This window comes from Dactylosporangium sp. CA-233914 (genome assembly GCF_050942935.1).
Taxonomy (GTDB): domain Bacteria; phylum Actinomycetota; class Actinomycetes; order Mycobacteriales; family Micromonosporaceae; genus Dactylosporangium.
This window is the reverse complement of the sequence record NZ_CP192030.1, coordinates 9830271-9856231: the sequence shown is the minus strand read 5'-3', so window position 1 is coordinate 9856231 and position 25961 is coordinate 9830271. Positions and strand designations below refer to the sequence as shown.

Annotated in this window: 18 protein-coding genes; 13 read left to right on the top strand and 5 right to left on the bottom strand. The window is 71.5% G+C overall.

Going from position 1 to position 25961, the window contains the following annotated elements:
• Nucleotides 1–54: 54 nt before the first annotated feature.
• Nucleotides 55–2517, top strand: a complete 2463-nt coding sequence (gene pepN / locus ACQPY0_RS43585; protein WP_432974664.1) for an aminopeptidase N — start codon at nt 55–57, stop codon at nt 2515–2517.
• Nucleotides 2518–2609: 92 nt separating this feature from the next.
• Here the strand turns inward: pepN and ACQPY0_RS43580 are convergent, their stop codons facing one another.
• Complete coding sequence (locus tag ACQPY0_RS43580; protein ID WP_432974662.1) at nt 2610–3041, bottom strand: Lrp/AsnC family transcriptional regulator; 432 nt, start codon at nt 3039–3041, stop codon at nt 2610–2612.
• 177 nt (nt 3042–3218) lie between these two features.
• Between ACQPY0_RS43580 and ACQPY0_RS43575 the strand changes: the two genes are divergently transcribed.
• From ACQPY0_RS43575 to ACQPY0_RS43560, 4 genes are read left to right on the top strand one after another with little or no spacing between them, the layout of a single operon-like run.
• Complete coding sequence (locus tag ACQPY0_RS43575; protein WP_432974660.1) at nt 3219–4211, top strand: ABC transporter substrate-binding protein; 993 nt, start codon at nt 3219–3221, stop codon at nt 4209–4211.
• A 7-nt stretch (nt 4212–4218) separates the two neighbouring features.
• The gene (locus ACQPY0_RS43570) at nt 4219–5160 is read left to right on the top strand and encodes an ABC transporter permease (RefSeq protein ID WP_432974657.1); all 942 of its coding nucleotides are present in this window, start codon (nt 4219–4221) and stop codon (nt 5158–5160) included.
• A complete protein-coding gene (locus ACQPY0_RS43565) occupies nt 5157–5951 on the top strand; it encodes an ABC transporter ATP-binding protein (RefSeq protein WP_432974655.1) in 795 nt (264 codons plus the stop codon). The genes ACQPY0_RS43570 and ACQPY0_RS43565 overlap by 4 nt, the downstream gene beginning before the upstream one ends.
• Nucleotides 5952–5969: 18 nt before the next feature.
• Nucleotides 5970–6554, top strand: coding sequence for a cysteine hydrolase family protein (locus ACQPY0_RS43560; RefSeq protein ID WP_432974653.1), 585 nt, complete (start codon nt 5970–5972; stop codon nt 6552–6554).
• On the opposite strand, the gene cysK is transcribed toward ACQPY0_RS43560, so the two are convergent.
• A complete protein-coding gene (gene cysK / locus ACQPY0_RS43555; protein WP_432974651.1) occupies nt 6551–7465 on the bottom strand; it encodes a cysteine synthase A in 915 nt (304 codons plus the stop codon). The genes ACQPY0_RS43560 and cysK overlap by 4 nt on opposite strands.
• Before the next feature lie 184 nt (nt 7466–7649).
• Here cysK and ACQPY0_RS43550 point away from each other — a divergent pair, with 184 nt between their 5' ends.
• The 3 genes from ACQPY0_RS43550 to ACQPY0_RS43540 all read left to right on the top strand — a co-directional run bounded on the left by ACQPY0_RS43550 (nt 7650) and on the right by ACQPY0_RS43540 (nt 10578).
• Nucleotides 7650–7805, top strand: coding sequence for a hypothetical protein (locus tag ACQPY0_RS43550; RefSeq protein ID WP_432974649.1), 156 nt, complete (start codon nt 7650–7652; stop codon nt 7803–7805).
• A gap of 289 nt (nt 7806–8094) precedes the next feature.
• On the top strand, nt 8095–9690 hold the full coding sequence (locus ACQPY0_RS43545; protein WP_432974647.1) for a hypothetical protein: 1596 nt from the start codon (nt 8095–8097) through the stop codon (nt 9688–9690).
• Nucleotides 9691–10083: 393 nt separating this feature from the next.
• On the top strand, nt 10084–10578 hold the full coding sequence (locus tag ACQPY0_RS43540) for a sigma-70 family RNA polymerase sigma factor (RefSeq protein ID WP_432974645.1): 495 nt from the start codon (nt 10084–10086) through the stop codon (nt 10576–10578).
• A 205-nt stretch (nt 10579–10783) separates the two neighbouring features.
• Here the strand turns inward: ACQPY0_RS43540 and ACQPY0_RS43535 are convergent, their stop codons facing one another.
• Entirely contained in the window at nt 10784–12004 is a 1221-nt protein-coding gene (locus tag ACQPY0_RS43535; protein ID WP_432974643.1) for a sensor histidine kinase, read from the bottom strand.
• A gap of 144 nt (nt 12005–12148) precedes the next feature.
• The gene (locus tag ACQPY0_RS43530; protein WP_432974641.1) at nt 12149–12391 is read right to left on the bottom strand and encodes a zf-HC2 domain-containing protein; all 243 of its coding nucleotides are present in this window, start codon (nt 12389–12391) and stop codon (nt 12149–12151) included.
• A gap of 186 nt (nt 12392–12577) precedes the next feature.
• On the opposite strand from ACQPY0_RS43530, the gene ACQPY0_RS43525 reads away from it, so the two are divergent.
• Nucleotides 12578–13288 (top strand): hypothetical protein, encoded by a 711-nt coding sequence (locus ACQPY0_RS43525; RefSeq protein WP_432974639.1) that lies wholly within the window; start codon nt 12578–12580, stop codon nt 13286–13288.
• A gap of 115 nt (nt 13289–13403) precedes the next feature.
• On the opposite strand, the gene ACQPY0_RS43520 is transcribed toward ACQPY0_RS43525, so the two are convergent.
• Nucleotides 13404–16142, bottom strand: coding sequence for a hypothetical protein (locus ACQPY0_RS43520; protein ID WP_432974637.1), 2739 nt, complete (start codon nt 16140–16142; stop codon nt 13404–13406).
• 244 nt (nt 16143–16386) lie between these two features.
• Between ACQPY0_RS43520 and ACQPY0_RS43515 the strand changes: the two genes are divergently transcribed.
• From ACQPY0_RS43515 to ACQPY0_RS43500, 4 genes are all read left to right on the top strand, one after another.
• Nucleotides 16387–22041: a hypothetical protein gene (locus ACQPY0_RS43515; RefSeq protein WP_432974635.1), complete on the top strand. Its 5655-nt coding sequence runs from the start codon at nt 16387–16389 to the stop codon at nt 22039–22041.
• 147 nt (nt 22042–22188) lie between these two features.
• The gene (locus ACQPY0_RS43510) at nt 22189–22848 is read left to right on the top strand and encodes a response regulator (protein ID WP_432974633.1); all 660 of its coding nucleotides are present in this window, start codon (nt 22189–22191) and stop codon (nt 22846–22848) included.
• Between the two features lie 196 nt (nt 22849–23044).
• Nucleotides 23045–23695, top strand: a complete 651-nt coding sequence (locus tag ACQPY0_RS43505) for a response regulator transcription factor (protein ID WP_432974631.1) — start codon at nt 23045–23047, stop codon at nt 23693–23695.
• 51 nt (nt 23696–23746) lie between these two features.
• A complete protein-coding gene (locus ACQPY0_RS43500) occupies nt 23747–25918 on the top strand; it encodes a hypothetical protein (protein ID WP_432974629.1) in 2172 nt (723 codons plus the stop codon).
• Nucleotides 25919–25961: the final 43 nt, after the last annotated feature.

The window sequence follows — 25961 nt, the reverse complement described above, 5'->3', positions numbered from 1 at the left end:
CTGCGCGCAGCAGCCCGGAGACCCGGCCGAGTGCACGACGAGGGAGTCGCGATCGTGAGTGCCGTCCAAAGCCCCTTCCAGAGCCTCTTGCGCACGGAGGCGGAGGCTCGCCGCGCACTGCTCGACGTGAGGTCGTACGACGTCCGGCTGGATCTCGCCACGAGCGAGGAAACGTTCGGATCGGTGACGACGATCCGCTTCACCTCCCGCGGCGGCGAGACCTTCGTCGACCTCAAGCCGGTCGCAATCTCATCCATCACGCTCAACGGCCGGTCGATCAGCCCGGATGCGCTCGGCCGCGGCCGCCTGCCGCTCACTACCGAGGCCGGCGAGAACGAGCTGGTCGTGCACGCCACGATGCGGTTCCGTAACGACGGGGAGGGACTGCACCGCTCGGTCGACCCGGCGGACGGCAACCACTACGTCTACGGCATGTCGTTCATGGACGCCGCGCCGTCGGTTTTCGCCTGCTTCGACCAGCCCGACCTCAAGGCGCCGTACACCTTCCACGTCACCGCGCCGGCTGACTGGATCGTCATCGGCAACGCGCCCGGCCGTCAGGTGGAACCGGGTGTGTGGGAGTTCGAGGAGTCGCAGCCGCTGTCGACGTACTTCGTCACGCTCGTCGCCGGCCCCTACCACGTCATCCACGACGAGCACGACGGCATCCCGCTGTCGCTGTCGACCCGGGCGTCGATCGCCGACGCCCTCGAGCGCGACGCGGAGGAGATCCTCACGATCACCAAGCAGTCCTTCGACGAGTTCCACCGGCTCTTCGGGATCCGCCACCCGTTCGGGAAATACCACCAGGCCTTCGTGCCGGAGTTCAACGCCGGCGCGATGGAGAACCCGGGCTGCGTCACCATCCGCGACCCGCTGCTGTTCACGTCGCGGGTGACGCGCGGGGTGCGGATCCAGCGTGCGACCACGATTGTGCACGAGATGGCACACCAGTGGTTCGGCAACCTCGTGACGCCGTTGTGGTGGGACGACCTATGGCTCAACGAGTCCTTCGCGGAGTACCTCGGTATCCGGGTGACCGCCGACGTGACGGAGTATGCCGACACCTGGACCGACATGAGTTACGGCCGCCGGCAGTGGGGGCTGGTCGCCGACCAGGCCCCGTCGTCGCACCCCGTTGCCGGCAACGGCGCGGTCGACGCTCTCGCCGCGCTGCAGGACTTCGACGGCATTTCCTACGCCAAGGGATCGGCAATCCTCAAGCAACTCAATGTCTTGCTGGGTGACGAGGTCTTCTTCGCGGGCGTGATCGACCACTTCGACAGCCACCGGTTCGGCAACGCCACCATGCACGACCTCCTGGGCTCCTGGGAGAGGGCCGGCGCGGGCGACCTCGGCGACTACGCGGCGGCGTGGCTTCGAACGAAGGGGCCGGACCAGATCGTCTGGGACCGCGACGCCGGCGTCATCCGCAAGATCCCGCCCGCGGCCGCCTCCGCGGAGCGTTCGCATACCTTCCGGGTTGCCGTCCACGACGCCGTCGGCTGGCGGACCGAGTCGGTCACCGTGGCGGGCACGGAGACGCCGTACCGCCCCGACGGTGACGCCGTCGTCCTCGACCCGTACGACGACACCTGGGCCCGGCTGATGCCTGACCCCCGCACTGTCGAGGCACTCAAGACGCTGCTGCTCGACGTGACCGATGCGGGCGTACGCGCAGGCGTGTGGAACAACGTGCGCAGCGCGTTCCACAACGCTGCGATATCCCCGGCCGACGTCGTCGACATCGCCGTGGCCAGCCTCCCCGTGGAGGACGCCGAGGACCACCGCCGCCGCACCCGCGCGTGGCTCTTCCGCGACGTGCTGCCACTCGCACCGCAGGGTTCGCGGGAACGGCTCCACGCCGCCGCGGTCGCCAAGCTCGAGGCCGCGGAGACCGGTTCGGAGCTCCAGCTCGCGGCGTTCCGCGCCGCCGTCTCGACGGCGTCCTCGGCGGAGGTGCTGCGCGGCTGGCTGGCCGAGACGCCGGAGGGCATCGCCCTCGACGTTGCCGTGTGCTGGCAGATCCTGGTGCAGCTCGCCGACCTCGGACTGGCCTCGTTCCAGGAGCTTCAGGCGGCGTACGACGCGGCGCCGACCGCCGAAGCCAAGGTGCAGCTCACCCGTGCCCGGTGTGGCTTGCCCACCGTGGCGGCCAAAGCCTACGCGTGGTCCATCTTCACCGGCGAGGTGGACGTGCCGAACTACGAGGTGCTTGCGGCCGGGGCGGGGTTCTGGCGACCGGGCCAGGAGTCGCTGACGGCTGAATACGTCGGCCGCTACTTCGCCGACCTGCCCGGCACCGTCGCTGTGCGCTCAGGCCAATTGCTCGCCGACGCCGCGCAGATGTACTTCCCGTCGACCGCAGTGTCGCAGGAGACCCTGGACCGGGCCCAGACGCTCATCGACTCGCCCGAACTGGATGTGTTCTTGCGCCGACGGCTCGCCGACCTCGCCGACGGCCTGCGGCGCCAGCTCGCGGTGAAGCAGACGTACGGCGGCCCGAGCGCCGCCTAGGTCCGCCGGAAGACCGGCGAAACGGGGCTCAGCCTCGCTGGACGCCGAGGTCGACCAGCTACCGGGGTGTTCCGGAGTTCGGGGACTGACCGCTACGCCGTGAGGGGGCGCCAGCGCAGGACGGTCGACAGCACCATCGTGCTCGATGGCTGGCCGAAGGGGGCCAGCCGGTCGATCGTCGACTCGAAGTCGTTCATCGAGCCCGTGACGACCTTGAGGACGGCGCAGGCGTCACCGGTCACCCGGTGGATTTCCACGACCTCCGGCCACGTGACCACCTTGGGGTCGCGCAGGACGCAGCGGGCGCCATAGCACGCCATCCTGATCAGGGCAACGACGTGCCGACCAGCCTTGGCCAGGTCGATGTGCGCGTGGTATCCGGTGATCACCGCGGCGGTCTCCAGCCGGCGGACCCGTTCGGCGACGGCGGGCGGGGACAGGTGGACCCGGCGGGACAGTTCAGAGTAGGACAGCCGGGCGTCGTGCTGCAGCTCGCGCAGCAGCGCCCAATCCGTGTCGTCCACAGGACCCCCCTTCAGCATGAAAGTAAGTCGACATCATTCGTTGACATCCTTAGACATCGTACCAATATACTCGCGATACGTTGGCCAGCTAGGCCGGCTTCCGACGCCGCCTGTGCCGCTACCGAGCTATGAGACGCGTGACGACTACTTCTCCGTCAACGAACTGGAGCAACGTCCATGAGGCTCAGATCAGTACTCTCCATCGCAGCCGTCACCGGGATGCTCGTGACAACGGCCGCATGCGGCTCCGGCGACTCGGGTTCAGGATCCAAGGACCGCCCGGACATCGCGATTCTCAACCTGGCCAACGTGCCGTCACTGAACGACATTGTGGATGGCGTGATCGCCGGACTGGCGGAGCAGGGCTACGGGAAAGACAAGATCAAGCTCGACAGCCAGAACGCGAACGGTGACATCGGTGTCGCCCAGTCGATCGCGGCCAAGTTCGCCCAGGCCGAGCCCGACGTGATCGTCACGGTCACCACCCCGGCACTGCAGGCCGCGATCAACGCGACGCGGCCCGCACGCAGCATCCCGATCGTGTTCGGAGGTGTCTCCGACCCGGTCGCGGCCGGAGCCGTGAAGAGCCTCGAAGGTGCAACAGGCACCAACGTCACCGGGGTCTACAACGTGAACCCCATCCCGGGGATCCTGGACGTGGGCCGCCAGATGTTACCCAACCTCAAGAAGGTCGGGATCATCTACAACCCCGGCGAGGACAACTCGGTCGCCGACGTGAAGGTCATGAAGAAGGAGGCCGCCACGCGGGGGATCGAGGTGGTGGAGGCGACCGCCGACAACAGCAACAACGTACAGGCGGCGGCACAGAGCATCGTGGGCAAGGTCGACACCATCATCCTGATCCAGGACACGACGGTCGCCACAGCGCAGGCCGTGGTCAACAAGGTTGCCCGGGCGGGGAAGGTCCCGGTGCTTGCGATCGACGCCCAGCTCGTCGAGGAGGGGGCCGTCGCGGGGCTTGGTCGCGACAATCGCGACACCGGCCGTCAGCTGGCCAAGAAGGTCGTCGAGATCCTCAAGGGCGCGAAGCCGGGCGACGTCCCGCTGGAGCCGGTACAGCCGGCCAAGCTGGTCGTCAACGAGGAGGCCGCCCGGCTCACCGGGTTCACCGTCCCGGCCGAGGTGCTCGCCAAGGCGAAGGTGGTCTAGCCGCCTCATGTACACGACAGTCCTCAACTCGCTGGACCAGGGCCTCATCACGGCGTTCATGGCGCTCGGCGTGCTCATCACGTTCCAGCTCATGGGCTTTCCCGACATGACGGTCGAAGGTTCGTACATGCTCGGCGGGGTCGTGTCCGCGACCCTGCTCGTGGCCGGCCACGGCCCCATCACAGCGACCGCCGGCGGCATGGCGGCCGGAGCCCTGGCCGGGTTGTGCACCGGCGTCATGCACACCAAACTCGGGATCAACGCGATCATCGCCGGGCTGCTGACCACGAGCGCCGCGTTCACGGTGGCACTCGTGGTCATGGGCCGCCCGAACGCCTCGCTGCTCAGCGTCGAGGGGTTCTACGACTACGTCCCACGCGTCCTGCACCTCCCGGTGGGTGGATGGAGCAGGATCGCGACGACCGCTGTCCTCATCGGGGTCGTGGCTGCGATCCTGTACTGGTTCCTGAACACGAACCTGGGCATCACGATCAGGGCCGTGGGCAGCAATGAGCGGATGATCCGCGCATTGTCCGTGGACACCGACTTCATCAAGATCCTTGCGATGACCATCTCCAACGCGCTGGTGGCCATCGCCGGCGCGCTTGCCACCCAGGCGCAGGGCTTCGCTGACGTCAACATGGGGCTCGGAGCCCTGGTCGCCGCCTTCGCGTCGCTGGTCGTCGGGCAGACCCTGCTGCGCAGCCGGAAACTCGCCATCTGGATTCTCGCCGTGCTGGTCGGCGCGGTCCTGTACCGCATGCTGCTCAACGTCGCGCTGCGCACCGGCCTGCCACCGGACTATTTCAAGCTGCTGACCGCCGGCCTGGTACTGGTGGCGCTGTGGGGTCCCTCGTACCTCGGATCGCTGCGCGGTCGGCGGCAGATCGTGCGCGAAGAGAAGAAGCTGAACACACGTAAGCCCAAGCCCCTGCAGGAGGCGCAGTGATCGAGCTGAAGGACGTGCGCCGCACCTACCTTCGAGGCACGCCCCAGCAGACCGTCGCGCTCGACCGGGTGAGCCTGGACGTGCCCGCCGGACAGTGGGTGACGGTCGTGGGCAGCAACGGCGCGGGCAAGTCCACACTGCTGCGCCTCGTCGCCGGCATCGAGCAGCCGGACGTGGGCGAGATCCTGATCGACGGGCGTGTGGTCACCAGGCAGGCGGAGTACCGACGGGCACATCTGGTGGGCCGGCTCGACCAGGATCCGCTGGCCAGCACGGCGCCCGGACTCTCGATCGAGCAGAATCTGGCAATCGCGATGATGCGTGGCCGCCGCCGTGGGCTGGGCCTGTCGGTGACCAAGGCGCGCCGGAAGGTCATCGCCGCGGCGCTGGAGCCGTTGGGAATGGGGCTGGAGCAGCGTCTCTCCGCACCGGTCGGGACACTCTCCGGCGGCCAGCGCCAGGCAATGGCGATGATCATGGCCACGATCGCCCAGCCTCGCGCGCTGCTGCTCGACGAACACATCGCCGCGCTCGACCCGAGGGCCGCCGAACTCGTCATGTCCATCACGCAGCGGCTCGTCTCCGCCCATCACCTGACGACGCTCATGGTTACGCACAACATGCAGTTCGCCCTGCGCTACGGCGACCGGTTGATCGTCATGCATCGCGGGCACATCGTCGTGGACCTCAGCGGTACGGCGAAGACTGAGATGGATGTGCCCGCTCTGGTCGAACTGTTCCACCGGGTCACCGGAGACGATGTCGTGACAGATCGCATCCTGCTGGCCTGAATGCGAGAGGACACCACCGTGAGCGGTGATTCGACAGCGGTTCTCGTGGTCGACATGCAGAACGGATTCTGTGCCGAGGGGGGATCGCTGGCCGGTGACCGGGCGCTGTGCGCCCGGTACCAAGCGCTCGCCACCCCGATCCGGCAGTTGTGTGCGAGCGCACGAACGGCCGGGCGCCGGGTGATCTACACGTGCCACGGCTACCGAACGGGCTATCCCGAGGCGGGCCGAGAGCTCTCGACGCTGCATCCCGAGGTCATCCGCGCGAACGGCATGCTGTGGGACAGCTGGGACACGCAAATCATCCCGGGCCTGGCACCCGAGGCGACCGATGTCGTGGTCAAGAAGAGCCGGTTCGACGCCTTCCTGGGCACCGACCTGGATCTGCTGCTGCGCGCAGGGGACATCCGGCGCCTCATCATCGCCGGAATATCCACGAACGTCTGCGTGGAGAGCACCGCCCGGTCGGCGGCTCAGCGTGGATACGAGGTCGCCGTCGCCGCGGACGCGACTGCTGCAACGACTGACACCCTCCATCACGCCGCGCTCGCGAACATCGCATACGCGTTCGCCACCGTCGCGATCTGGCGAGACCTTCTCTAAGCGAACAGGGGAGTGCTCAAGTACCGTTCGCCGGTGTCGGGCAGGACGACCACCACGGTCGCGCCGGTGTGCTCCGGGCGGGCGGCGATCGTGGTGGCGGCGTGCAGTGCGGCGCCGCCCGATATGCCGGCGAGGATACCCTCGCTGCGGGCGAGTCGTCTGGCGGCCGCGCAGGCTTGGTCGGCGTTGACCTGAATGATCTCGTCGTACACGGCCGGGTCGAGTACGGCCGGGACGAATCCGGCGCCGATGCCCTGGATGCGGTGCGGTCCGGGGGCGCCGCCGGAGAGTACCGGCGACTCGGCCGGCTCGACGCCGTACACCAGCAGGCCGGGCCTCTTCTCGCGCAGGGCTTGCCCAACGCCGGTCAGCGTGCCGCCGGTGCCCACGCCGGCCACGAACACGTCGATGTCGCCGTCGGTGTCGTCCCAGATTTCCAGCGCGGTGGTGCGCCGGTGTACCTCGGGGTTGGCCGGGTTGTCGAACTGGCGGGGCATGAACGCGTCGTGCTGCTCGGCGATCTCGTGGGCCTGTTCGATGGCGCCGCGCATGCCCGCGGCGGCGGGGGTGAGGACGAGGTCGGCACCGTAGGCGGCGAGCAGGGCGCGGCGTTCGGCGCTCATGCTCTCCGGCATGGTGAGGGTCAGCCGGTAGCCGCGGGCCGCTGCGATCAGCGCCAGGCCGATGCCGGTATTGCCGCTGGTGGCCTCGACGATGCGGCCGCCGGGTCGCAGGGCGCCGGCGGCCTCGGCGGCCTCGATCATCGCCAGCGCGATGCGGTCCTTGACGCTGCCGCCGGGGTTGGCCGCTTCGAGCTTGGCCAGCAGTCGTGCCGGCAGGCCGGGCTCGAAGCGGGAGAGGCGGATCAGTGGTGTACGGCCGATCAGTGCGGTGATGTCGGCGTGAACCATGCGTGACTCCTGGGTACGGTTTCGGGCGGTGGGCGCGCGCAGCCGGGCGCCCGCCGGGGCGTCGGAAAGAAGGATTCACCGCCCGCGACAACGCTCGTCGAACATCCGCCGTACGTGCGCACCCGCCAGAGGAACGGCGAACCGGCAGCCGGCGAGCCGCCGCCGCTGGGTACCGTGTTCGCTCATGGCCACGACGTTATCCGCGCACATCGGCGGCGGGCAGGGCCGAAAGTCCCGCCGCGCGGTACGGCCGCACCCGCCACGCGTCCCTGAGGTGGGCACACCGATCGTCGTGCCGGTCGCCCGGCCCGGCGATCCCCGCCGCCGCCCGGCGCACTGACCAGACGCCTCCTCCCAGCCACAAGTGAGTCTCAAGACCTACAACGCCACGAGAACAGGCCCATCTTCGGTCTCGGCCGAGGCCCGGCCCGGCCGCGATGGCACCGCGTGCGGACGTGGTCCCGGTATCGGGTCATTCGGTGTCACCTGAACGAGGTGCTGTCGTCGCTATGGGAAACGGTGGCAAGGTCGATGTCGGTGGCCGCCGAGGTGCGCACATGCCCGACCGGCCGGAGTCGGTGCCAAGTCCACGAGATGGCCCACCTCCATGAGATGACGGAGTCGACGCGGTGATGGAGCGACGGTGGCAGGCCACAGCCGGTGCGCGGTGGGTCGCCCGCCTTGTCCACGCCGTGCCGGCCGTGCTGTTGCTCGCGCTGTTCGCGCCGCTCGCCGCCGGGCCGCCCGTGGCTCGCTGGTCGCTCGTCTTCTACGAGACTCCGGCACCGGGCGAGGTGAAGTACTACATCGTGAACCCGCCCACCGACGGCCAGCCTGAGTTTCTGTTCGCGATCGCTCAGAAGACGCTCGGCAACGGGAAGCGGTACACAGAAATCTTCGACATCAACAAGAACCGTCCGCAGCCTGACGGCGGCCGGCTGACCGATCCGATGGTCCTGCACGCCGGCTGGATCCTCGTGCTGCCGGGCGACGCGACCGGCAGCGGCGTGCGGGTGGGCCCGCCACCGGTCGCGAGCCGGCCCGCCGGGGCACCGATGGACGAGACCGGCTCGCCGGGGCCGGGCGACGGAGGGACGGCCGCGGCGTCCGGGACGAACGACCTGACCTCGTATGTGGTCCGGGTCGGTGCCCTGGCGGCGGCGGTTCTGGCGCTGGTTCTGGCGCTGTGGCTGGTGCGCAAGCGCCGCTCGCCCGCGGTCGCGGCCGTGGGGCCGCCGGCGGAAGCCGGGCGGTCGGGGGAGCCGCGATTCGCCGAGACCGTCTGGTTGCCGCGGAAACCCCGGCCAGTGGCGGACGACGGGCCGGACGCACCCCCGCCGCCGGACCGGCCGGGGCCCCCGGCCGAGTGGGGCCCGCCGGGCGACACCGAACGCCCGGCCCGGCCCGGGCCGGATCGGGGCCGGCCGACCCGCAACCAACGCCCGGGCCCGGCGGATGACGACCGGCGGGGCGGCGACGGTCTGATGATGGCGACCAGTCGCCACTACGAGCCGGAGCCACCCCGTCCAGAGCTGTCCGGGCCGCCCGGGCAATCTGCCGGCGACCCGTCGCCGGATACTCCACCGAGCATCGGCGCGGACCCGGCCGCCGCTGAGCCGGCTCTCGCGGTCGCGCCCGAGCTGCTCACCTCGGTGGTCAATGCGGACCGGCGGCTGACGGTGCGGCTCACCGGGGTCCGGCCGTTGCGGCGAACCCGGCAGTACGTGTGGCTCGCCCCCGGCGAACAACCGCCGCGCAGTGTCGTGCCGCTGGAGCTGGGCGGCCTCGACGGGTGGCGGCTGCACGTCGATCTGGCCGCCAGTCCCGATGTGGTCACCATTGTCGGTCCGGCCGGGGTGTGCGGCGCTCTGGCGGGCGACCTCGCCGGGCAGGCGCTCGCCGCCGGTCTGTCGGTCACTGTGGTCGGTGACGCGCTCGCCGCCGCCGATGTGCCCGACGGCTGCCATCGGGTGGCTGCCTTCCCGGGGGTGGACGGCGAACCGGAGCCCGCCGATCGGCCCGGAATCGTCATCTGCGGCGCTCTGCGCGGCCCCGCCCTGCTGGCGGCGCGTCGCATGATGGCCGACAGCCGGGGTCACCTGGTGCCGGTGGTGGTGGGGTCGGTACCCGGGTCTCGCTGGTCGGTGCGCGTGGCGGGGCCGGACGAGCCGGTCGAATCCGCCGACCAGGCCGGACCGGGCGAGGCGCCCAGACTCACCGGGTGATCTGACGGCCGTTCGCGAACCACCGCACATCCCGGACCCGCTGCCGTTGTGGGCCGGGGAAGCGCCGCGAAATGGTCCCCCGACCTGGGCCCGGGATGAGTCCTAAGACCCAGTCCGCGCTCTCTGCCGCTGGCTACTGTTACGCCTCGTCGGACATCGCAAGCCGCGGTTGGAGACAGCCGTGGCCGCCTCTGGCGCTGCGGCGCCCGGACGGCCAGACAGGGAGGTACGACGGTGCAGCTGACCCATGTGGACAGTCTGGCAGAGAGGGCGGACAAGCCGATCCGGCCGTCGGCGGGCGTTACCGGCTTGTCGCCCCGGGCGTGCCGCCCACACCTGGACCCGCCCGCCAGCCGGAGCCGTACGCGCCGGGAAACCGACGCGGAGCGACTGATGCGGGTCATCTGCCAGGTGCACGTCCCTCCGCTGTACCGGTACCTCATGCGCCTGGCCCAGGGCGACCAGCAGGTGGTCGAGGATCTGCTCCAGGAGACCCTGCTGCGGGCTTGGCGGAACATCGACCAACTCGCCGCGGCCCCCGAATCGGCCCGGCCCTGGCTGTTCACGGTGGCCCGCAACCATGCGATCGACGTGATCCGTTCGCGCCAGGCCCGACCGGCCGAACTGGGCATGAACGACGCCAGCCGGGTCGCCGCGCCCGGCGACGCGTTCGAGCAACTGCTGAACAGCACGGCCCTGCGCCACGCGCTCAACGCCCTGACGCCGGAGCACCGCGCGGTCATCGTCGAGCTGTACTTCCACGACGCGACGCTGATGCAGGCCGCGGAGCGGCTCGGGATCCCGATGGGGACGGTCAAATCGCGGGCCTTCTACGCCCTGCGGGCCCTGCGCGGCTCCCTCGACCCCGTCGATCTGTATTCGCAGTGAAGCCCGCGGATGTGCGCGTCGTCGCTGTACAGCGAGGACGCGGGCAAATGTCTGGACGGGTACGCGATCAACTACGGATCGGGCAGCCTTCTGCCGGTCTGGACGGCAACAACCTGACCAATCAGAAGTGGAAGCTGCCGGCCTGACGGCCGCTTCGGCCCTGGCTCCCCGGGGGGGTGTCCCGGTCACCCCCGGGGATACCGGGTCAACATCGGCGGTCCATGCGTGTGACCGCGCCTGATCCGGCCGGGTCAAACGGTGACCGATCCGCCGGCACCCGCACCAGCACCGTCGTCCCGCCTTCGGGATTGGAGCGCAGGTCCAGAGCGCCGTCGACCGCGCGAGCCCGTTCGGACATTCCGACGATGCCGAAGTGCGTGTCCGTCGACAGGGCGCTCAGATCCGCGGGCACCGGGAACCCGGTGCCGTCGTCGTGGATCGTCAACTCCAGGTCCCGCCCCACCCGCCGCAGGCCGACCCTGACCGAGCGAGCGCGCGCGTGCTGTTCGACATTGTGCAGGGCCTCGATCAAAATCTGGGCGAGTTCGTAGCGGGTGGCCAGGGGCGGCTCGACCGGGTCGGCGATGAAACCGACCGGAATCCCGGTCACGTCCGCCCAGCTCCTGCAGACCGTGCCAAGATTGTCGACGAACGGCCGGTCCGGCTCGTCCCGGCGTAGCCCGGCCAGCAGTTCGCGGGCCTCGCGGACAGCGGTGTCGGCGCCCTCCGAGACGGTCGCCGCCAGTTGCTCGGCCAGGTCGGGGTGCCGGCGCAGCGAGAACGGCAGGGCGAGGGCCGCGAAGGAGACGCCGCGCAGCGTCTTGGCCACCGTGTCGTGCATCTCCCGGGCCAGGCGGGCCCGCTCGGAAGCAGCCGCGGACCGCTGCGCCGCTGCCACCTTGTCGATCGAGAGGTCGATGAAGCGCATCACCGCCGCGGTGACCGCGGCGGCGCCGAGGCCGCACATGATGTCCGTCATCGGGAGGGCGACCACCAACGGGGCAGTAGCCGACCGGCCGGGCGTGATGCCTTCGGACCGGAGTAACTGGGTGGCCACTGCCAGCCCGAGAGCGGTGTCGGCGAGCCACAGGGGCAGGGCCTTCATGCCCAGCAACACGCCGGCCAGGGCGGCGAAGCCGGCGGCGTAGCAGAAGAACGCGACACCGCCGTGGGTGAGCACCAGCAGGCCGATCATCAGGGCCGCGTCGAGAGCCAGTGCGCTCAGCCGCCACCTCACCACGCCCGGCCGCCAGGTCAGCACGGTGAGCTGGGTGATCGTGGCGGCGGCGATCACGGCGAGCGCCTTGACAGTGGGCCACACCTCGCCGAGCAGCCCGATGCCGACCGCAGTGGCGACGACGGTGATCGCCAAGCGGCCGAGCAGTACCGCACGGCACACTGCCGCTTGCGCGACGAAGCGGTTCATCGGCCCTTCTCAGGAGGCTCCGGTGTGAGGCAGGAGTCAGCTGATTGGGGATCTTACGTTGCCTGGGCGGCTGGCTGTCCCCGTGCGGGGGCAGGTGTGTTCGAGCCATCACCGTGCGGGCGGCGACCGTGGTCCCGGGTGTGCCTACCGGTCCGTGTGGTCCGCTGGTGTCTGTGGACCGTCTGCGGTGAATTCGCGCCGGTCCGCCGTGGGTAGGAGGATCAGTGCTTCGATCGGGTTGGCCAGGTCGTCGGCCTGGATGAGGCAGGTTGGGCAGGCCGCGAGGTGCCACTCGACGGCCTGGCGTTCCCCGGTGGTAAGGGTTCCGAGGAGGTAGAGCCCGAGGGACTCCAGCACGTGGTTGTCGTTGCTGGCTGGGTCAGCCACGCTTTGTCCTGTCGTCGGCCGGTGTCGTGCCCGGGCCGGGTCGTGTTCAACGTTGCTCTGCTGTTTGCCGGCCGGTCATACGTACAACGATCCGGTCGTCGGCTGAGTTCAACCGTTGTCGACCTGTCGGAGATGGGTACCGTATTGTACGGACACGTATCGTCCGTCCGGAGGGGGTACCGGTTCGTGTCCAAGGACGCTGCACCTGATGCGGCCGGCGGATTCCTTCAGGGTTCGGTGCGCCGCCTCCGCGTGCGGCATTGGATCGGCCTGGCCGGCATCACTGGCGTCGTGGCGGCCGCCGCCGTGGCCGTGCCGCTCATGGTGGCCCCGAGCGATGGGCCGGGCGATGGGCCGGCCGCCCGCGATGCTCCGCTGTCCGCCGGCGTTTCGACCGAGCGGTCGGCCGAGGCGTCGGCACCTCCAGCGTCATCGGCGCCTACCGGCGTTCCCAGCCCCACCGCATCGGGGTCGCCGCGTCCGCCCAGCCCGCGGGCCAGTGCGGGTGCGGGCGTGTTCAAGCCGATCACCATCGAAGCCGAGGCTGCGAGCAACACGCTGACGGGCGACGCGGACGTGGTCAGCTGCGCGACCTGTTACGGCGGGGCTCGGGTGCGTTACCTCGGCGGGCGGAGCGGGGCCAAGGTCGTCGTGCATCTCAACATGCCGGTGGCCGGTCGGCGGACACTGGCCGTCGACTACGAGGTCGACGGCCACCGTAAAGTCAAAATCAGCATCAACAACGCCGATCCGTTCGTCCATGACATAACCGGTAGCAGTTGGCACGAGCCGGTCACCATCGTGTCCGATGTCATGATTCCGGCCGGAGCGGTGGATCTGGCGTTGTACAACGACGAAGCTCCGGGGCCGGACATCGACCGCATCACCATCCGGTGACAGGCCGTCCCCGTCACGTGACAACGAGGAACTGCATGAGTTTTTACGGGCGCGACCGATCCGGCGCGCCGGTCTTCGTGCGTTCCACCAGGCCTGCATGAGCCGGTGAGACCGGTCAGGACCGCTGTCCAGCCGGCTCCTGCGGATCCAGCAGCTCGGACAGGGTGTGGTTCTCCCGGGGTGTGATCGGACGCCAGCGGCGGCGGCGCACGGCCAGCACCTGGGTGACGGTCGTCCGGTCGAAGTAGCGGGCCGGCAGGATCAGGTCGAACCGCGCCGCCCGCAGTTCGGCCGCGGTGGGCCTGACCAGAGCCAGCGACGCCAGTTCCCGGGCGCAGGCCCGCAGGTCGATCGCGTCGTGTGGCTCGACCCGCAACTCGACCAGCCGGTGGCCGTGCCGCGCCGGGGGCCGCCTGCGGTACAGACCGAGCCCGCCCGAGTCGGCCCAGCCGGTCGGCGGGAGCAGGGCGTACGCCTTGGCCGTGTGCTTGGCCGGCCATCGGGGTACGTCACCGGGCAGGCCGTCCACGCCGTGCCGGGCGCCCACGCACCGCAGTCGCACCGCGCCCGTCGCGGGTACGTCCAGCCGGATCGGCTCACCGGACGGCTCCAGGGCGTATCCCGCCAGCATCCGCACCCGGTCCAGCCGGCCGGCGGGCAGCAGGAACACGTCCCGGCCGGCGAAGGACAGGTACAGGGTCGGTGGTACGTGCTGGTCGGTGGCGGTCAGATCGACCGCGGCACCGGGCGCGACGCGCACCCGCAGCAGGTGGCCGGGCGGCGCGTCCAGCCGCGGTGCCGGGGGCGCCAACTCGCCGAGCAGGAACAGGTCCGGGCTGGGCACCCCGTCCTCGGCGGCCTGCGCCGGGGTTACGTCGGTGTGGATGTACAGCTCGAACGGCTCGGTGTTGACCGCGGGCCGGCTCGGCAGCCAGGCAATGCCGCGTGGCCGCTCCCGCCGGCCGGCGGCGGTACCCGGCCGGGGCAGGACCGGCAACGAGGGTGCCGGCGCGGCGGAGCCGGGTGCCGCCGGTGGGGCCGGGACCGGCTGGTCCGGCCGGGGCAGGACCGGCAACGACGGTGCCGGCGCGGCGGAGCCGGGTGACGTCCGTGCGGCCGGGACCGGCTGGTTCCGCGCCGCCGTCGCGGACGCAGGCTCCGATGCCTCGCCCGTGAGGGCGTCCATGGTGGGACGCCGCACGGTCCGCCGGTACCGGTCCCCCGAGGACGGCCGGGCGGCCGATGACGCCGATGCGGCGCCGGCGGCGGTGGCCTCGTCGCGGTCCCGTTCCGGATGTGCCCGGCGGGCTTCGCGTGCGGCGCCCGCCGCGATGGGCCGGACGAGACGGCCGCCCTGGCTTCGCCATCGCGGCGGGCGGGGCGAGTCGCCGGGCGTGGCGAGCCGCTGCCATTCGACCGGGGCGCGGTCCGGGCCGATCGCCACCGGCTGACCCGCGCGCACATCGACGACGGCCCCGGGCGGCAGCACCCACACGTCGACGCCGAGCCCGGCGAACAGCGCAGCTGCGTAGTGGTGCAGGTCGCCCGGGTCGGCGGGGCACAGCAGCAGCAGGTCCTCGTCCCACCAGCCGGCGGCGGCCAGCAGCATCCGGCACTCGTTCGGTCCGAGGGCCAGCAGGGTGTCGTCGGCGCGTACGGTGGCCAGCCGGCCGTCGGGCAGCACCGCGAGATCGACGGCGAACAGGCCGGCCCGGCTGTCCAGCCGAGCGTACCGGTCGGCCATCGCCGCCTCGCGCTGCCGGGACACGCTGACCAGCGCGACACCCGGGTAGCTGCCGGCCAGTGGACCGCCGACCGGTACGAGCCGGCCGTCCGCGTCGGACTCGAACTGCGCACGCGCCGTGTCACCGGACGGAGCATGCGGCTGCCAACGGGCCACGTGGCCGTCGCGATCCACCGCGCTGAGGTCCGCGGACGCGTCGCCGAGTTCCGCCGAGCCGCCCGGCGGCGGCGCCCACACCGTCGTGCCCATGGTGTCGGCGAGTTCGACGAGATTGGAGCGCAACCGCCGTTGCAGCGCTGGGTCAGCCGGCCAGGTCAGCCACGTGCGGATGTCACCGCCCCAGGTCGGCAGGTCACCCAGTGCCTCGGCCACCCGGTGTCCGCTGTAGATGCTCTGGGTGCCGGAGTAGGTGCCGATCAGGAAGCCGCCGTCGCGAACGGCGACCGCGATGGTGGTCAGGCCCGCGTGTCCGGCCATCAGCCGGGCCACGGCGCTGCGCCGGGCGACGAAATCGGCCCGGGTAACCAGCGCCACGCCGCCGGGCAGCGCGAGGGTGACCAGACCGGCGCGCGGGCGGACCAGGCCGCCCGAGAGGTCGAACCAGCCCGGGAGCGGGCGGCCCGGCCCGGGCGGGTGCACCACCAGCCAGTCCGTGGCCAGGCCGGTGGCCTGATCGACCGGTACGGTGTCGGTCGGGCCGCCGGAGTCGCCCGGAGTCCGGTGCGACAGTTCGGCGTCGGCCGGTGTGATCAGGACATCGCGTCCGACCCGCCCGGCCAGTGCCCGGAACAGCGAGAGATGCCGGGCGCCGTGCGGCAGCATGATCCGCACGTCTGCGTCGCCGCCGGCGGCTCGGACCAACTGGGTCAACGAGTCGGCGCTCAGCCGGGTGCCCGGATCGTGCGCCGCGGCCACGCCACCGTCAGGCAGTTCGGTGAGCCACAGGTCGGTCAGCCCGTCGATGCGCCGCTCCGCGAGCGCCGCCGAGGCGGCCGCGGGCCGCGCTGGTGCGCCGGCCGCCCGGGTGACGGCACGGTCGGGGCCGACCGCCGTCCGGAGGCGATCAGTCTCGTGACCGGGCTGGCGGGCGGTGGTCGGCGGCCTCGCCATGGTGTCCCTCCAACGTCGTCTTGACCTTGACGACGATGTTGCGTGTCCGGAAGTTCAGCCGCGGTCGGCTCGTTGCGTCGCCCAAGATTGTTTCGGATCGATTGTCCCCTCGTTGGCTTTTTCGTTGCTCGGGGCGCATGCCTGCTTGGTCCACTTGCCGGGGCCTGTGCCGTGATCAGCGTGTCCTGGCTGGTTGCCGGCCCGCGCCCGCCGCCAGGCCCACGAGGCGCGAGAGGACATCGGGATGAACAATCACGACTCGATTGCTGCGGAGGAGGCGGTGCTCCCGCCCGATCGGGGCACGCTGCCTGCGCAGACTGTCCCCACGCACCACGGCAGCGTCCGGGGCGGGTCGTCGGGTGCCCGGCCGGCGCCGCCCGCTCGTGGCCGGCCGTGGTACCTGGAGGAGCAGGCGCTGGGCCAGACCAACGTCGTTTCCGTCGGACGGGCCGGTGTGGCGGACCCGGACGCGCTGGCCGGGCAGTTCGTGGCGGAACTGCCCGCGGCGGCGGGCACGCCGGCGCTGGCGGGCGCTACCGTCGAGCAGCGGCGGGCCATCGACGACTTTCTGCGCGAGACCATCACCGGATTGCTGAGCCCGCCGGCCCGCCGGCCTGGCCGGGACAACCTGGCACACGACGCGTTTCTGGAGCGTTGGGACCAGGTGCTGTTCCAGGGTGTGCACGGTGTGGCCGGCGGCCGGCTGGTCTGGGTGCGGCCGGTCATCGGCGCGGTCAGCCCGGTCGATCCCGAGCCGGGGCCACGGGTGTTCAAGGTGAGCTTCGGCTCGACGGCGATCAGCAGTTCCTCCGCGGGCGGGCGCGCGACCGGGCACAATGCGTCGCTGGACGGGTCGTTTGGCGGCCTGGGCAGCCACGTCGCCCGCATGATCCCGCACATGCCGACGATTTCGACCAGCAGCGGGGTGGAGACCTCGTCGTCGGCGGAGCGGCGGCTCGTCGCCGGGCGGCAGATGTTCATCCTGAACTCGCAGCGGTTCGACGCGGGACTCTCCTTCGAGGTGTACGTCAACGGCGAGCGCTGGGGCGCAACGCGGCCGCATCCGCCGGCGGACGGCTTGGTGTCGGTGCAGTTCCCCACCGAATACACCGAGCCCGGCGACGGCGCGGTGGATCCGGTGACGGCCCCGCCCACGGATGCGGTCCCGGCGGTCACGCCGCCTGGGCAGCGCCGGCCGAGCCGGGCACACGAGGTGCTCAACGCGTTCGCGATGACCCCGGTCGTGGCGGCCTGGCATCGGGCGTTGCTGGCGGCCCTGGGTGATCCGGCGAAGGTGCTGCCGTTCGCCCGGCAGGGCGTGAAGCAGCTGTTGAACGAGCGCAGCACGCTGAACCGCAACCGGGCGTTGATGACCGGTGGTGACCACGAGGGCGGCCTGACCGCAAACGGCGCCTCGATGTCGCTCGATCTGAGGATCACCCCGACCGAGGTGCAGTATCTGCGCACCACGCCGAACATCGCGGTCCGCGACGACCTCGGCATCGTGTCGTCCGGTGGCAACGCAACCGCGGGCAGCAGCAGCGTGAGCGCCGACTTCCAGCTGCTCGGTTACGGGCTCTCGTATCAGGACAAGCCGACCGCCCCGAACGCCAAGGACAACCGCCACAAGGGTGTGTTCGGTGGCGGGGTCGAGGTCGGTTCGACCCGGGCATCGGGCAACGAGGTCGGCGGTGAGGCGCTGAACCATACCGTACTGCGTCGCCAGAGCGACCAGGCGCGGTACCGGGTCGTGTTCGACGCCGAGTTGACCACCACCATCGGTGTGCGGGTGGAACCGGTGCGGGTCACCGGCATCAGCGGTGAGGTAGCCGTCCCGGAGGCCGAGCGGTCCGATTTCGAGCGGAGCCTCATCGGTACGGACGCCGAGCGTGGACGCCGCTACCCGGCCGCCCGGCCACCGGTGACGCCGGTGGAGCAGCCGACGCCGGCCGCCACCGTGGATGCGACGCTCGGTCCCCGGTCGGTCACCGCACCGCAGACCCGGCCGAGCTACCAGGCCCCGCCCGGGCCCCGCGAGCCGCTCGGCCTGGTGACCCGCCAGGGAATGGGCGGGGGTGTCGTGGTTGGCCTGCCCGGTTCGGAGGCGGTCGCCGAAACGATCGTCGGCGCATTGCGCACGGCGTCAGGCGCCCGCAACGGCATCGGTGAACGGGCGACCACGGTGGTCAACGCGCGGGCCGGACGGCCGGCCCTGGAGGCGGACTTCACGCGGGCGCAGGCCGGTGACCCGTTCACGGTGACGGTCGGTGGCCAGGACTACGACGTGCTCGTCCTGGCCCATCTGCGTGACCGGATCACGGACACCAGCTATCCGATGGATGTCAACCAGCGGGCGCTGCACGGCGGCTCGATCTCCGGGTCGCTCGGCAAGGACGGTTCGGTGGAGGCCTCGCTGGCGGGCGCGGCGGTGTTCGCGCTGCCCAACGACGTGAGGCTGCAGGCCGGCCGGGTCGAGGCCGGCGCCAGGTATTCGGCCGGTGACACGGACAAGTACGCGGACACGATCAAACACTACCGCCGCACGGAGACGACCGGGGAGGTCACCGAGTACGCGTACAACGTCGCCTACGAGGTGGTGGTCCGCGAGGTGGGGGCGCCGCGGACGACGTACCTGATCAATGACCCGGACCGGGCGGTCGGGCAGATCGCGGTGCCGCAGGAGCACGCCGCGGCCACACCGGTGACCGCGCGGCAACGGGACGCGGCCGGCCGGGCGCAGGTCAGCTCGAACCCGCCGCGGGGTTGGGACGAGGACCACGTGCCGTTCGACACGGCCGGCTCCTCCGGCACGTACCCCTTCTTCCTGACCATGCCCGACGTGGTGGCCCAGGCCGCGCAGAACTACGGGCGGCTCAACAAGTTGGGCGACGACTGGTTCGCCGAGCCGTTGAACTGGCCACGGCCGCTGTGGAAGGCGGGCATCCCCACGGAGCTCGCGGCGCACTTCGCGCAGACGACCGGGCTGGACGGTTGGGTGATCCCGCTGCCGGACCACGACGGCCGGCACCAGGCGGTGGTGGTCCGTACCCAGATCGGCGCGAACCCGCAGCACCTCGGGGCCAGCACGTCCACCGAGATCGAGCACTACGTGCAGTCCGCTCCCGGTCAGGAGCAGGCGCACAAGACCAAGACGATCTTCGGCGCCGGCGCCGGGGTCGGTTTGTTGGTCTCCACCGGCGGATCCTCCGAGGCCCACCACACCGACGGGCGGCCCACCCGCCGCGCGGCCGGTCCGGGCGGCGGCTCGTACGGCTCGGGCGGGGTCAGCCAGGACGGTGACGGCAACCTGATCAACATCGGGTTCGCCGCCGGCGGTGAGGCGTCGTCGGCCACGTCGGTGCCCACCGAGCAAGGCAACATCGACATCACCCGGGCCACCTACAACGCGACCGTGCACAGCTACCGCGGCCGTCCCACCGTCGAGGTCACCGCGGTGCGGTGGACCGGGCAGGGCCGTAACGTCGAGGCGGAACGCAGCTATGTGACCGTGCCGGACGGGGTGGACTTCATCATCCCGAACCGGCAGGCGCACGAGCTCGGCCTGCCGGGCACGACCCCGGTCGCGCCGAACCAGACACCGGCCCGCCAGATCGTCGACCCGGCGCTGACCCGGGCGGTCGGGCATCCCGAGCTGGTCCGCGCCGACGAGGTGCTGCCGGCGATCATCCAGGAACTGGCCGCGCACGGGCTGGTGCCCGAGCCCAACGCCGCCGGCGCGGTGCCGCCGACCCCGCTGGTCCAGGCGCTGGTCGAGCGGTTCTCCGACTGGGCGCTGGAGTCGCAGTACTTCGCCCTCACCGGGACCGGAATCCTGATGTGGTACCCGTTCGTCACGCCGGACGCGCAGACCCGATACCTGGCCGTGCAGGTGCGGGCCACGCCCCGGCCGGCGGCCGGCGACCTGGACCGCGGCGAGGTCGGCCTGACCCTGCGCGGCGAGGGGCACCACGCCGACTCGGTGAAGCATGAGCGGGGTCGCGGCCGCCACGTGGACGTCAAGTTCCGCGCGCGGGGCGGACTGCCGACGGGCGGCGACCTCGCCGGCGAGTCCGAGGCCGGGTGGAAGAGCGAGTCCTCGCACGACCACGGCGACGGTACGGAAGTCAAGGATATCTTCCGGGTCGGCGTGAAGAAGTCGCACGAGTTCACCCTGCCGCTGGACTTCTCGATCGAGCTGGGCGTGACGAACGAGAAGCCGGAGATCCTCCGGGTGATCAGCTCGTCGGTGCGCGAGTCACTGTTCGCCGCCAGCCTCGGCCACGCCGCGCCCCGGCGGCTCTGGTATGACTGGCGGCCGATCTCCTGGGACTGGCAGGCATCCCCCGCAGCCGGCGGCGGGACCGCGCGCCTGCTTGTGCCCGCCTACCTGACCCACCCGGTCGGCTCCCCCGGTGCCTGGCAGCCGACTGCCCCGCCGGCTCCGGCCGCCAGCCCGCCGGTGCGATGGGACAACACCGCCCTGGCATCCGCGCACAACCAGGCGCTGCTGTCCGACGAGACGCTGCACCCGTGGACCGTGCTGCCGGTCGCCGAGGCCATGATCCAGTGGACGGCGCTGGCCGCGGAACCGCCACGGCGCCGGCCCGATGGACTCGGACTCCAACGGCCCGACGCGAGCCGGGTGCCCGGGCGGGGACCGCTCAGCGAGTTTGGCCTCGCCGTCCGGCGGCACGCCACCGACTCGATGCTGCGCCCGCGCATCGGCCAGCTGCTGCGCCACGACTACACCATACCCGGCACCGGTACCCGGGCCGGCCTGGACATCCGCAACGTCCACTACTACGAGGTGCCCGAGCCGGACTCGCCCGCCGGTTCTGCCACGGGCAGCGGCGCCGGTTCTGCCACGGGCAGCGGCGCCGGTTCTGCCACGGGCAGCGCCGCCGGTTCTGCCGCGGGCCGTCCGTTGCAGTTCGAGCACAAGGGGCGCAGTTACCGGCAGACCGCGCAGACGCCCAGCCACGAAAGCAGCTCTGGCTCGGACTGGCAGTTCTCCGCTGGCCTGCTGGGGAGGGGTCCGGTCGGCAGCGACAGCAAGATGGGCACCGGGCAGGTGCCCGGCTTCGGGTTCTCCAAAGAGTCCGGCCACGAGGCCACCAGCAGCAACGTCGCGGAGCGCAACTCCGAGATGAAGCGGTCGTACTACCTCTACCGCTACGATGCCACGCTCGTGTTGTACGGGCCGTCGGGCGATCCGCTGCGCATCGACCTCGACCAGGCACTGTACGCCAGCAGCGCCCAGCGACCCGCGATCACCCAGCCGGCACCGCCCACCCAGCCCACAGAGCCGGTGCGGTTCACCCCGGCAGTGCAGACAGCGAACGGCATCGAGCTCGGCGAGCGAATCGACACTCCCGCGAGGCAGCCTTCGCCGCAACGGCGGCAGCCGGTGATCGGCGCCGCCCCCGTCCAACGGCATGCCCCGGCGTCGGCGGCCGCCGACACCAGCCGCCAGCTGTCTCCACAGCAACTGCTCACCCCGCCCGAGCAACCCTCCACCGCCGGCGAAATGATCGAACTGGACGACCTCGCGGCGCGGCGAGGGCCGCTGCTCCGGGAACTCGACGAGATCGTCGGTACCGACGCGCAGGCGTTGGAACCGATCGCCCAGCGGCTGCTCAAGAGCGCCGAGCGGGAAAGCCGGCCGGAGCGTCGCGAGGCGATCGTGGCCGACGCCGAGATGGTTCGTGCGGTGCAGGCCGCGCTGAGCGGACCGCCGGGTCGCGTCCGGCGGGCCCAGGAGCACGCGCGGTCGGCGGATCTGGAGAACCCGGCCAAACTGGAGTGGGTGAAGTGGCTGTGGCGTCTGGAGCTCCGTGCGGATGAGGCGGATCGGCAGGCCGTGCGCGCGGTCGCGGCGGGGGTCGCCGACTGCTGGTGACCGGCCGCCGGCCCGGGAGTGGAGTAGCCTCTTTCTAGATCTACATCTGCCCTGGGGTGGCAACCGGCGGATGTGGGACGCTGCCGCCCTGGTCGGGTGGGGGCTGGCCGGAACGAGGCGTGGGATGGGATGGGACAGGACCGGTCGGTGATCGACGTGCTGATCGTTGACGACAACCCTATTGTCCGCGCGGCGTTGCGTGGGTTCCTCGAGATCGCCGACGACGTACGCGTGGTCGCAGAGGCCGGCAACGGCCGGGATGCGCTGAGCGTGGCGCGCCGGCTGCACCCAACGGTGACCCTGCTCGACTACCGGATGCCGATCGCGGACGGACTGTCGGTGCTCGAGGAGCTCTCCCGCCACACGATCGTCCTGGTGCTGACCAGCGACTCCGATCCGGACCTGATCGGCCGGATGCTGCGTGGCGGTGCCCGTGGCTACCTGGTGCACGGCGAGGCCGATCCGCCCGAACTGCTCCGGGCGGTCCGCGCGGTCGCGGGCGGCCTGAGCTTCCTGCATCCGCAGGCCGCGTCGGTGGCGGTGACCGCGCTGCGGGAGCAGGCGTTGCAGGATCGGGTGCACAAGCAGCACCTCGAGCAGCGGCGACAGGCGCGCGTCCGGTTCGGTCTCACCCAGCGTGAGGAGGTGGTGGCGGATCTGCTGGCCGAGGGATTGTCCAACGCGGCGATCGCGCGGCACCTCGTGCTGAGCGAGAAGACCGTCAAGAACCACCTTCACCACATCTTCGCCAAGCTCCAGGTCACCAGCCGGGCCGAGGCCGTCGCACGGTGGACCGCGAGCCGCTGAGCACTGCCGGTACCGCTTCGGTGAGTGGGGCCGACGAGGCCGGCCGGGTCGTTCGGGGTGTACATCGGCGGCGCCGGATGAGGACATCGCGATGTCCGTGAACCTGGGAGCCTCGGGTTCCGTCGTTAGGTAATCACACATCGGACACGTGGGTACCGGCGGCTGGTGCCGCCACCCGCGGGAACGGGGTTTTGCCGTGCCGGAGCAGGTTTACACCGTCGCCATCGTCGCCGATCAGCCCCTTCCGCGGGCCGGCATGGAGCGGCTGCTCGGCGATGAGCCCACGCTCGCGCTCGCTGCCTCGGTCGAGTCCCTGGACGAGCTCACGGCCGGCCCGGGCGGATACGACGTGATCTTCCTCGACCTGCCGCTGCACGGCCAGCCGGACACGGCCGACATCATCGCGAAGGCGGCCACGCTCGGCGCGCCGTTGGTCTGCTCCTCCTGGGATCGCCCGACGACCCTGGTAACCGCGATCCGGGCGGGCGCGCGGGGCTGCATCACCCGGTACTCCGAACCGATCGTCGTCCGGCAGGCGTTGTGGATCATCGCCGAGGGTGGGCTGTGCATGTGTCCCCGGGTGGTCGGCCAGTTCCGGTCCGACCTGTCCCGGGCGGTCGACACGGACGCCGGCGGCCTCGCGCCGCGCGAGATCGAGACGCTCAAGCTGATCGCGCTGGGTCTGACCCACACCCAGATCGCGACCCGGATGGGCCTGTCGGAGGCCACGGTCAACACCTACGCCAAGCGGATCCGGGCCAAGCTGAACGTGAGCAACAAGGCCGAACTGACCAGGATGGCCATCGAGCTGGGCTACGTGGTGCGAAGCCGGCACCCGGCGGCCTGACGTCACGGCCGCGTCCGCCGGATCGAGGGCTTCAGTTCGATAGGAGTGAATGTGAGCATGACCGTCGCGGCGCGGCCGCAGGGCCGGCGCCGTGGCACCGCCGCGGCCCTGCACTGGCTCTCCGACGTCCTGGTGGTGGTCGGTCCCGACGATGACGGCGCCATCGCCGACGCGGTGTCGCTCCTGCCGCCGGAGCCGGGAATGGTGACCGTGGTGGCCGAACTGCGCGGCCCCGGTGACTGGGACGTGCTGCGCGAGGTGCTGCCCATCGCGGTACCACCCGGGTCGGCCGCCCGGCTGTGCGTGTCCGGCGTAGCCTCCCCGACGGGGTCCGGACGGGCACCGGTCGCCGCGCTCGCCGAGGCGCTGCAGGCCGATGTGCTGGCGCCGGCCGGACGTCTGCTGCTGGTGCCCGGTGGCGCCATGTTCGCGGTCGGCGGCTGGCGGCGCTACGACGGCCAGGGGCTGATCGCTCGGGCCGGTCGGCGGGCACCCACCCCGGCGTGGGAGGCCGTGGTAGACGACGTGGCCGACCGGACCGGCCCGGGCCTGGTCGCGATACCGATCCCGGCCGGCGTCTGGATCTACCGCGCCGATCCCCGCTCGTCCCCGCCCCGGTTGGACGAACTGCCCTACTCGGTGCCGATGGACCCGAGCCGGCCGCTGGCGGTCCTGGGCCGCCCGGGTACCCCGGTCCCGGACCCGGCCGAGGTCGAGCGGCTCGTGGCGGCGCTGCCGCCGAGCACGGTGATCGCACCGTACGGGTCGGGCGTGGTCATCTGTGCACAGCTCGTAGCCCGTTTGGTACACCGGTGGCGCGTGTCGGTGGAGGTGGCGACGGGCCTGCCCACCCTCGACGCCGCGGGCCGACCGGTGTGTACCTTCGTCGACCCGGACGGAGTCCACGCCTGGCAACCGCTGCACGCCCGGCTTCGCGCCGGCGTCTCTGGGCAATGGCAACCGGTCGGGCCGGTGGACTGTCTCGCGGACCTGCCCGCCTGGGCCGGCGGTTACCGGATCGCCGAGCGATGGCTGGTCGAACCCGTGCAGTCCGGACTGTGGGTCCGGCCGCCCCGGGCCGGCCCACGGGCGGCCGAGGTGCGGGACCTGCCGTGGGATCCGGCCGGGATGGTGATTCACGTCGGCCTGCCCGGCACGACGCCGGACGATGATGTGCTCCCGCTGCTGCAAGCCTTGTTGGCCCGGCTGCCGCGCGACACGGCCCGCCGCACCGAGGTCCGCCCGGCCGGCCGTACCGAGGTCAGCGGGGCGGAGGTCCGCCCGGGTCGCCACGCCGACGTCAACGGGTCTGATCGCGCGGAGGTCCGCCCGGGTCGCCACGCCGACGTCAACGGGTCTGATCGCGCCGAGGTCCGCCGGGCTCGCCATGCCGACGGGGCGGCGCCCGGTCCGCGGGCGCACCGGGAGGTACCCGTCGATCTCACACCGGACCGGATCGGCCCGCCCGGCTGGTGGCGGCCGGACCCCCGGCTGTTCACCGTGGTCATCGACGCGACCCGTCCGGACGGCACCGCGCGCACCGACGCCGGCGAACTCGGCGAGACCCTGGCCGGTGTGACCGGCTGGGGCGGCCGGCCGATCCTGCTCGTCGCGGATGGGCCGGTGTCCCCGGACGTCCAGGATCTCCTCGCCGATCAGACACAGACACCCGTGGTGGCCAACGACGGGAGTGGCTGGTGCGGCATGCTGCCCCGCCGGGTCCGCACGGTGGCCGCACCGCAGATCCGGTTCGCCGGCCGGTTCCCGTTCGCCGCCGACGACCTCGCCGAGCTCATGAGGAAACCGGGCCGACCGCTCGCGGTGCTCGGCAACCCGGATGGCGACGGGCCCCTGGACCTGGCCGACGGCGACGGTCGAGCACCCCGGGGCGGTGGCCCGGTCGCGGGTGCGGCTACCGCGGTGGTGATCGTCGATGCCGGGCCGGGATCGCGGCACCCGTTCCGCATCCGCGGCCGGCCGGTGGACGCGTGGCGGCTGGCGGTCGAGATCGCGCGGCAGCGGCCGGCCTGGACCCACCGGGACCGCGTCGTCCGGCTGATCGTCGATCGGATCGACCGCCCGGCCCTGCAGCTGCTCGCCAACTATCTCGGTAGCCCCGTCGAGGTGCGCGCGGACCGGCTGGCCGAGCCACCGTCCGATGTGGATGGACCGGGGTGGCGCCGGGTGCGGCCCCGGCGACCGGACGACCCGACAAGCATCTGAACCGGCCGCCGCGGCCGATTGGAGAGCGGATCAGACCATGGTC

Coding starts and splice junctions, on each gene's coding strand:
- ACQPY0_RS43575 (WP_432974660.1), top strand. CDS start 3,219: ATGAGGCTCAGATCAGTACTCTCCATCGCAGCCGTCACCGGGATGCTC.
- ACQPY0_RS43570 (WP_432974657.1), top strand. CDS start 4,219: ATGTACACGACAGTCCTCAACTCGCTGGACCAGGGCCTCATCACGGCG.
- cysK (WP_432974651.1), bottom strand. CDS start 7,465: ATGGTTCACGCCGACATCACCGCACTGATCGGCCGTACACCACTGATC.
- ACQPY0_RS43550 (WP_432974649.1), top strand. CDS start 7,650: ATGGCCACGACGTTATCCGCGCACATCGGCGGCGGGCAGGGCCGAAAG.
- ACQPY0_RS43540 (WP_432974645.1), top strand. CDS start 10,084: ATGCGGGTCATCTGCCAGGTGCACGTCCCTCCGCTGTACCGGTACCTC.
- ACQPY0_RS43535 (WP_432974643.1), bottom strand. CDS start 12,004: ATGAACCGCTTCGTCGCGCAAGCGGCAGTGTGCCGTGCGGTACTGCTC.
- ACQPY0_RS43520 (WP_432974637.1), bottom strand. CDS start 16,142: ATGGCGAGGCCGCCGACCACCGCCCGCCAGCCCGGTCACGAGACTGAT.
- ACQPY0_RS43515 (WP_432974635.1), top strand. CDS start 16,387: ATGAACAATCACGACTCGATTGCTGCGGAGGAGGCGGTGCTCCCGCCC.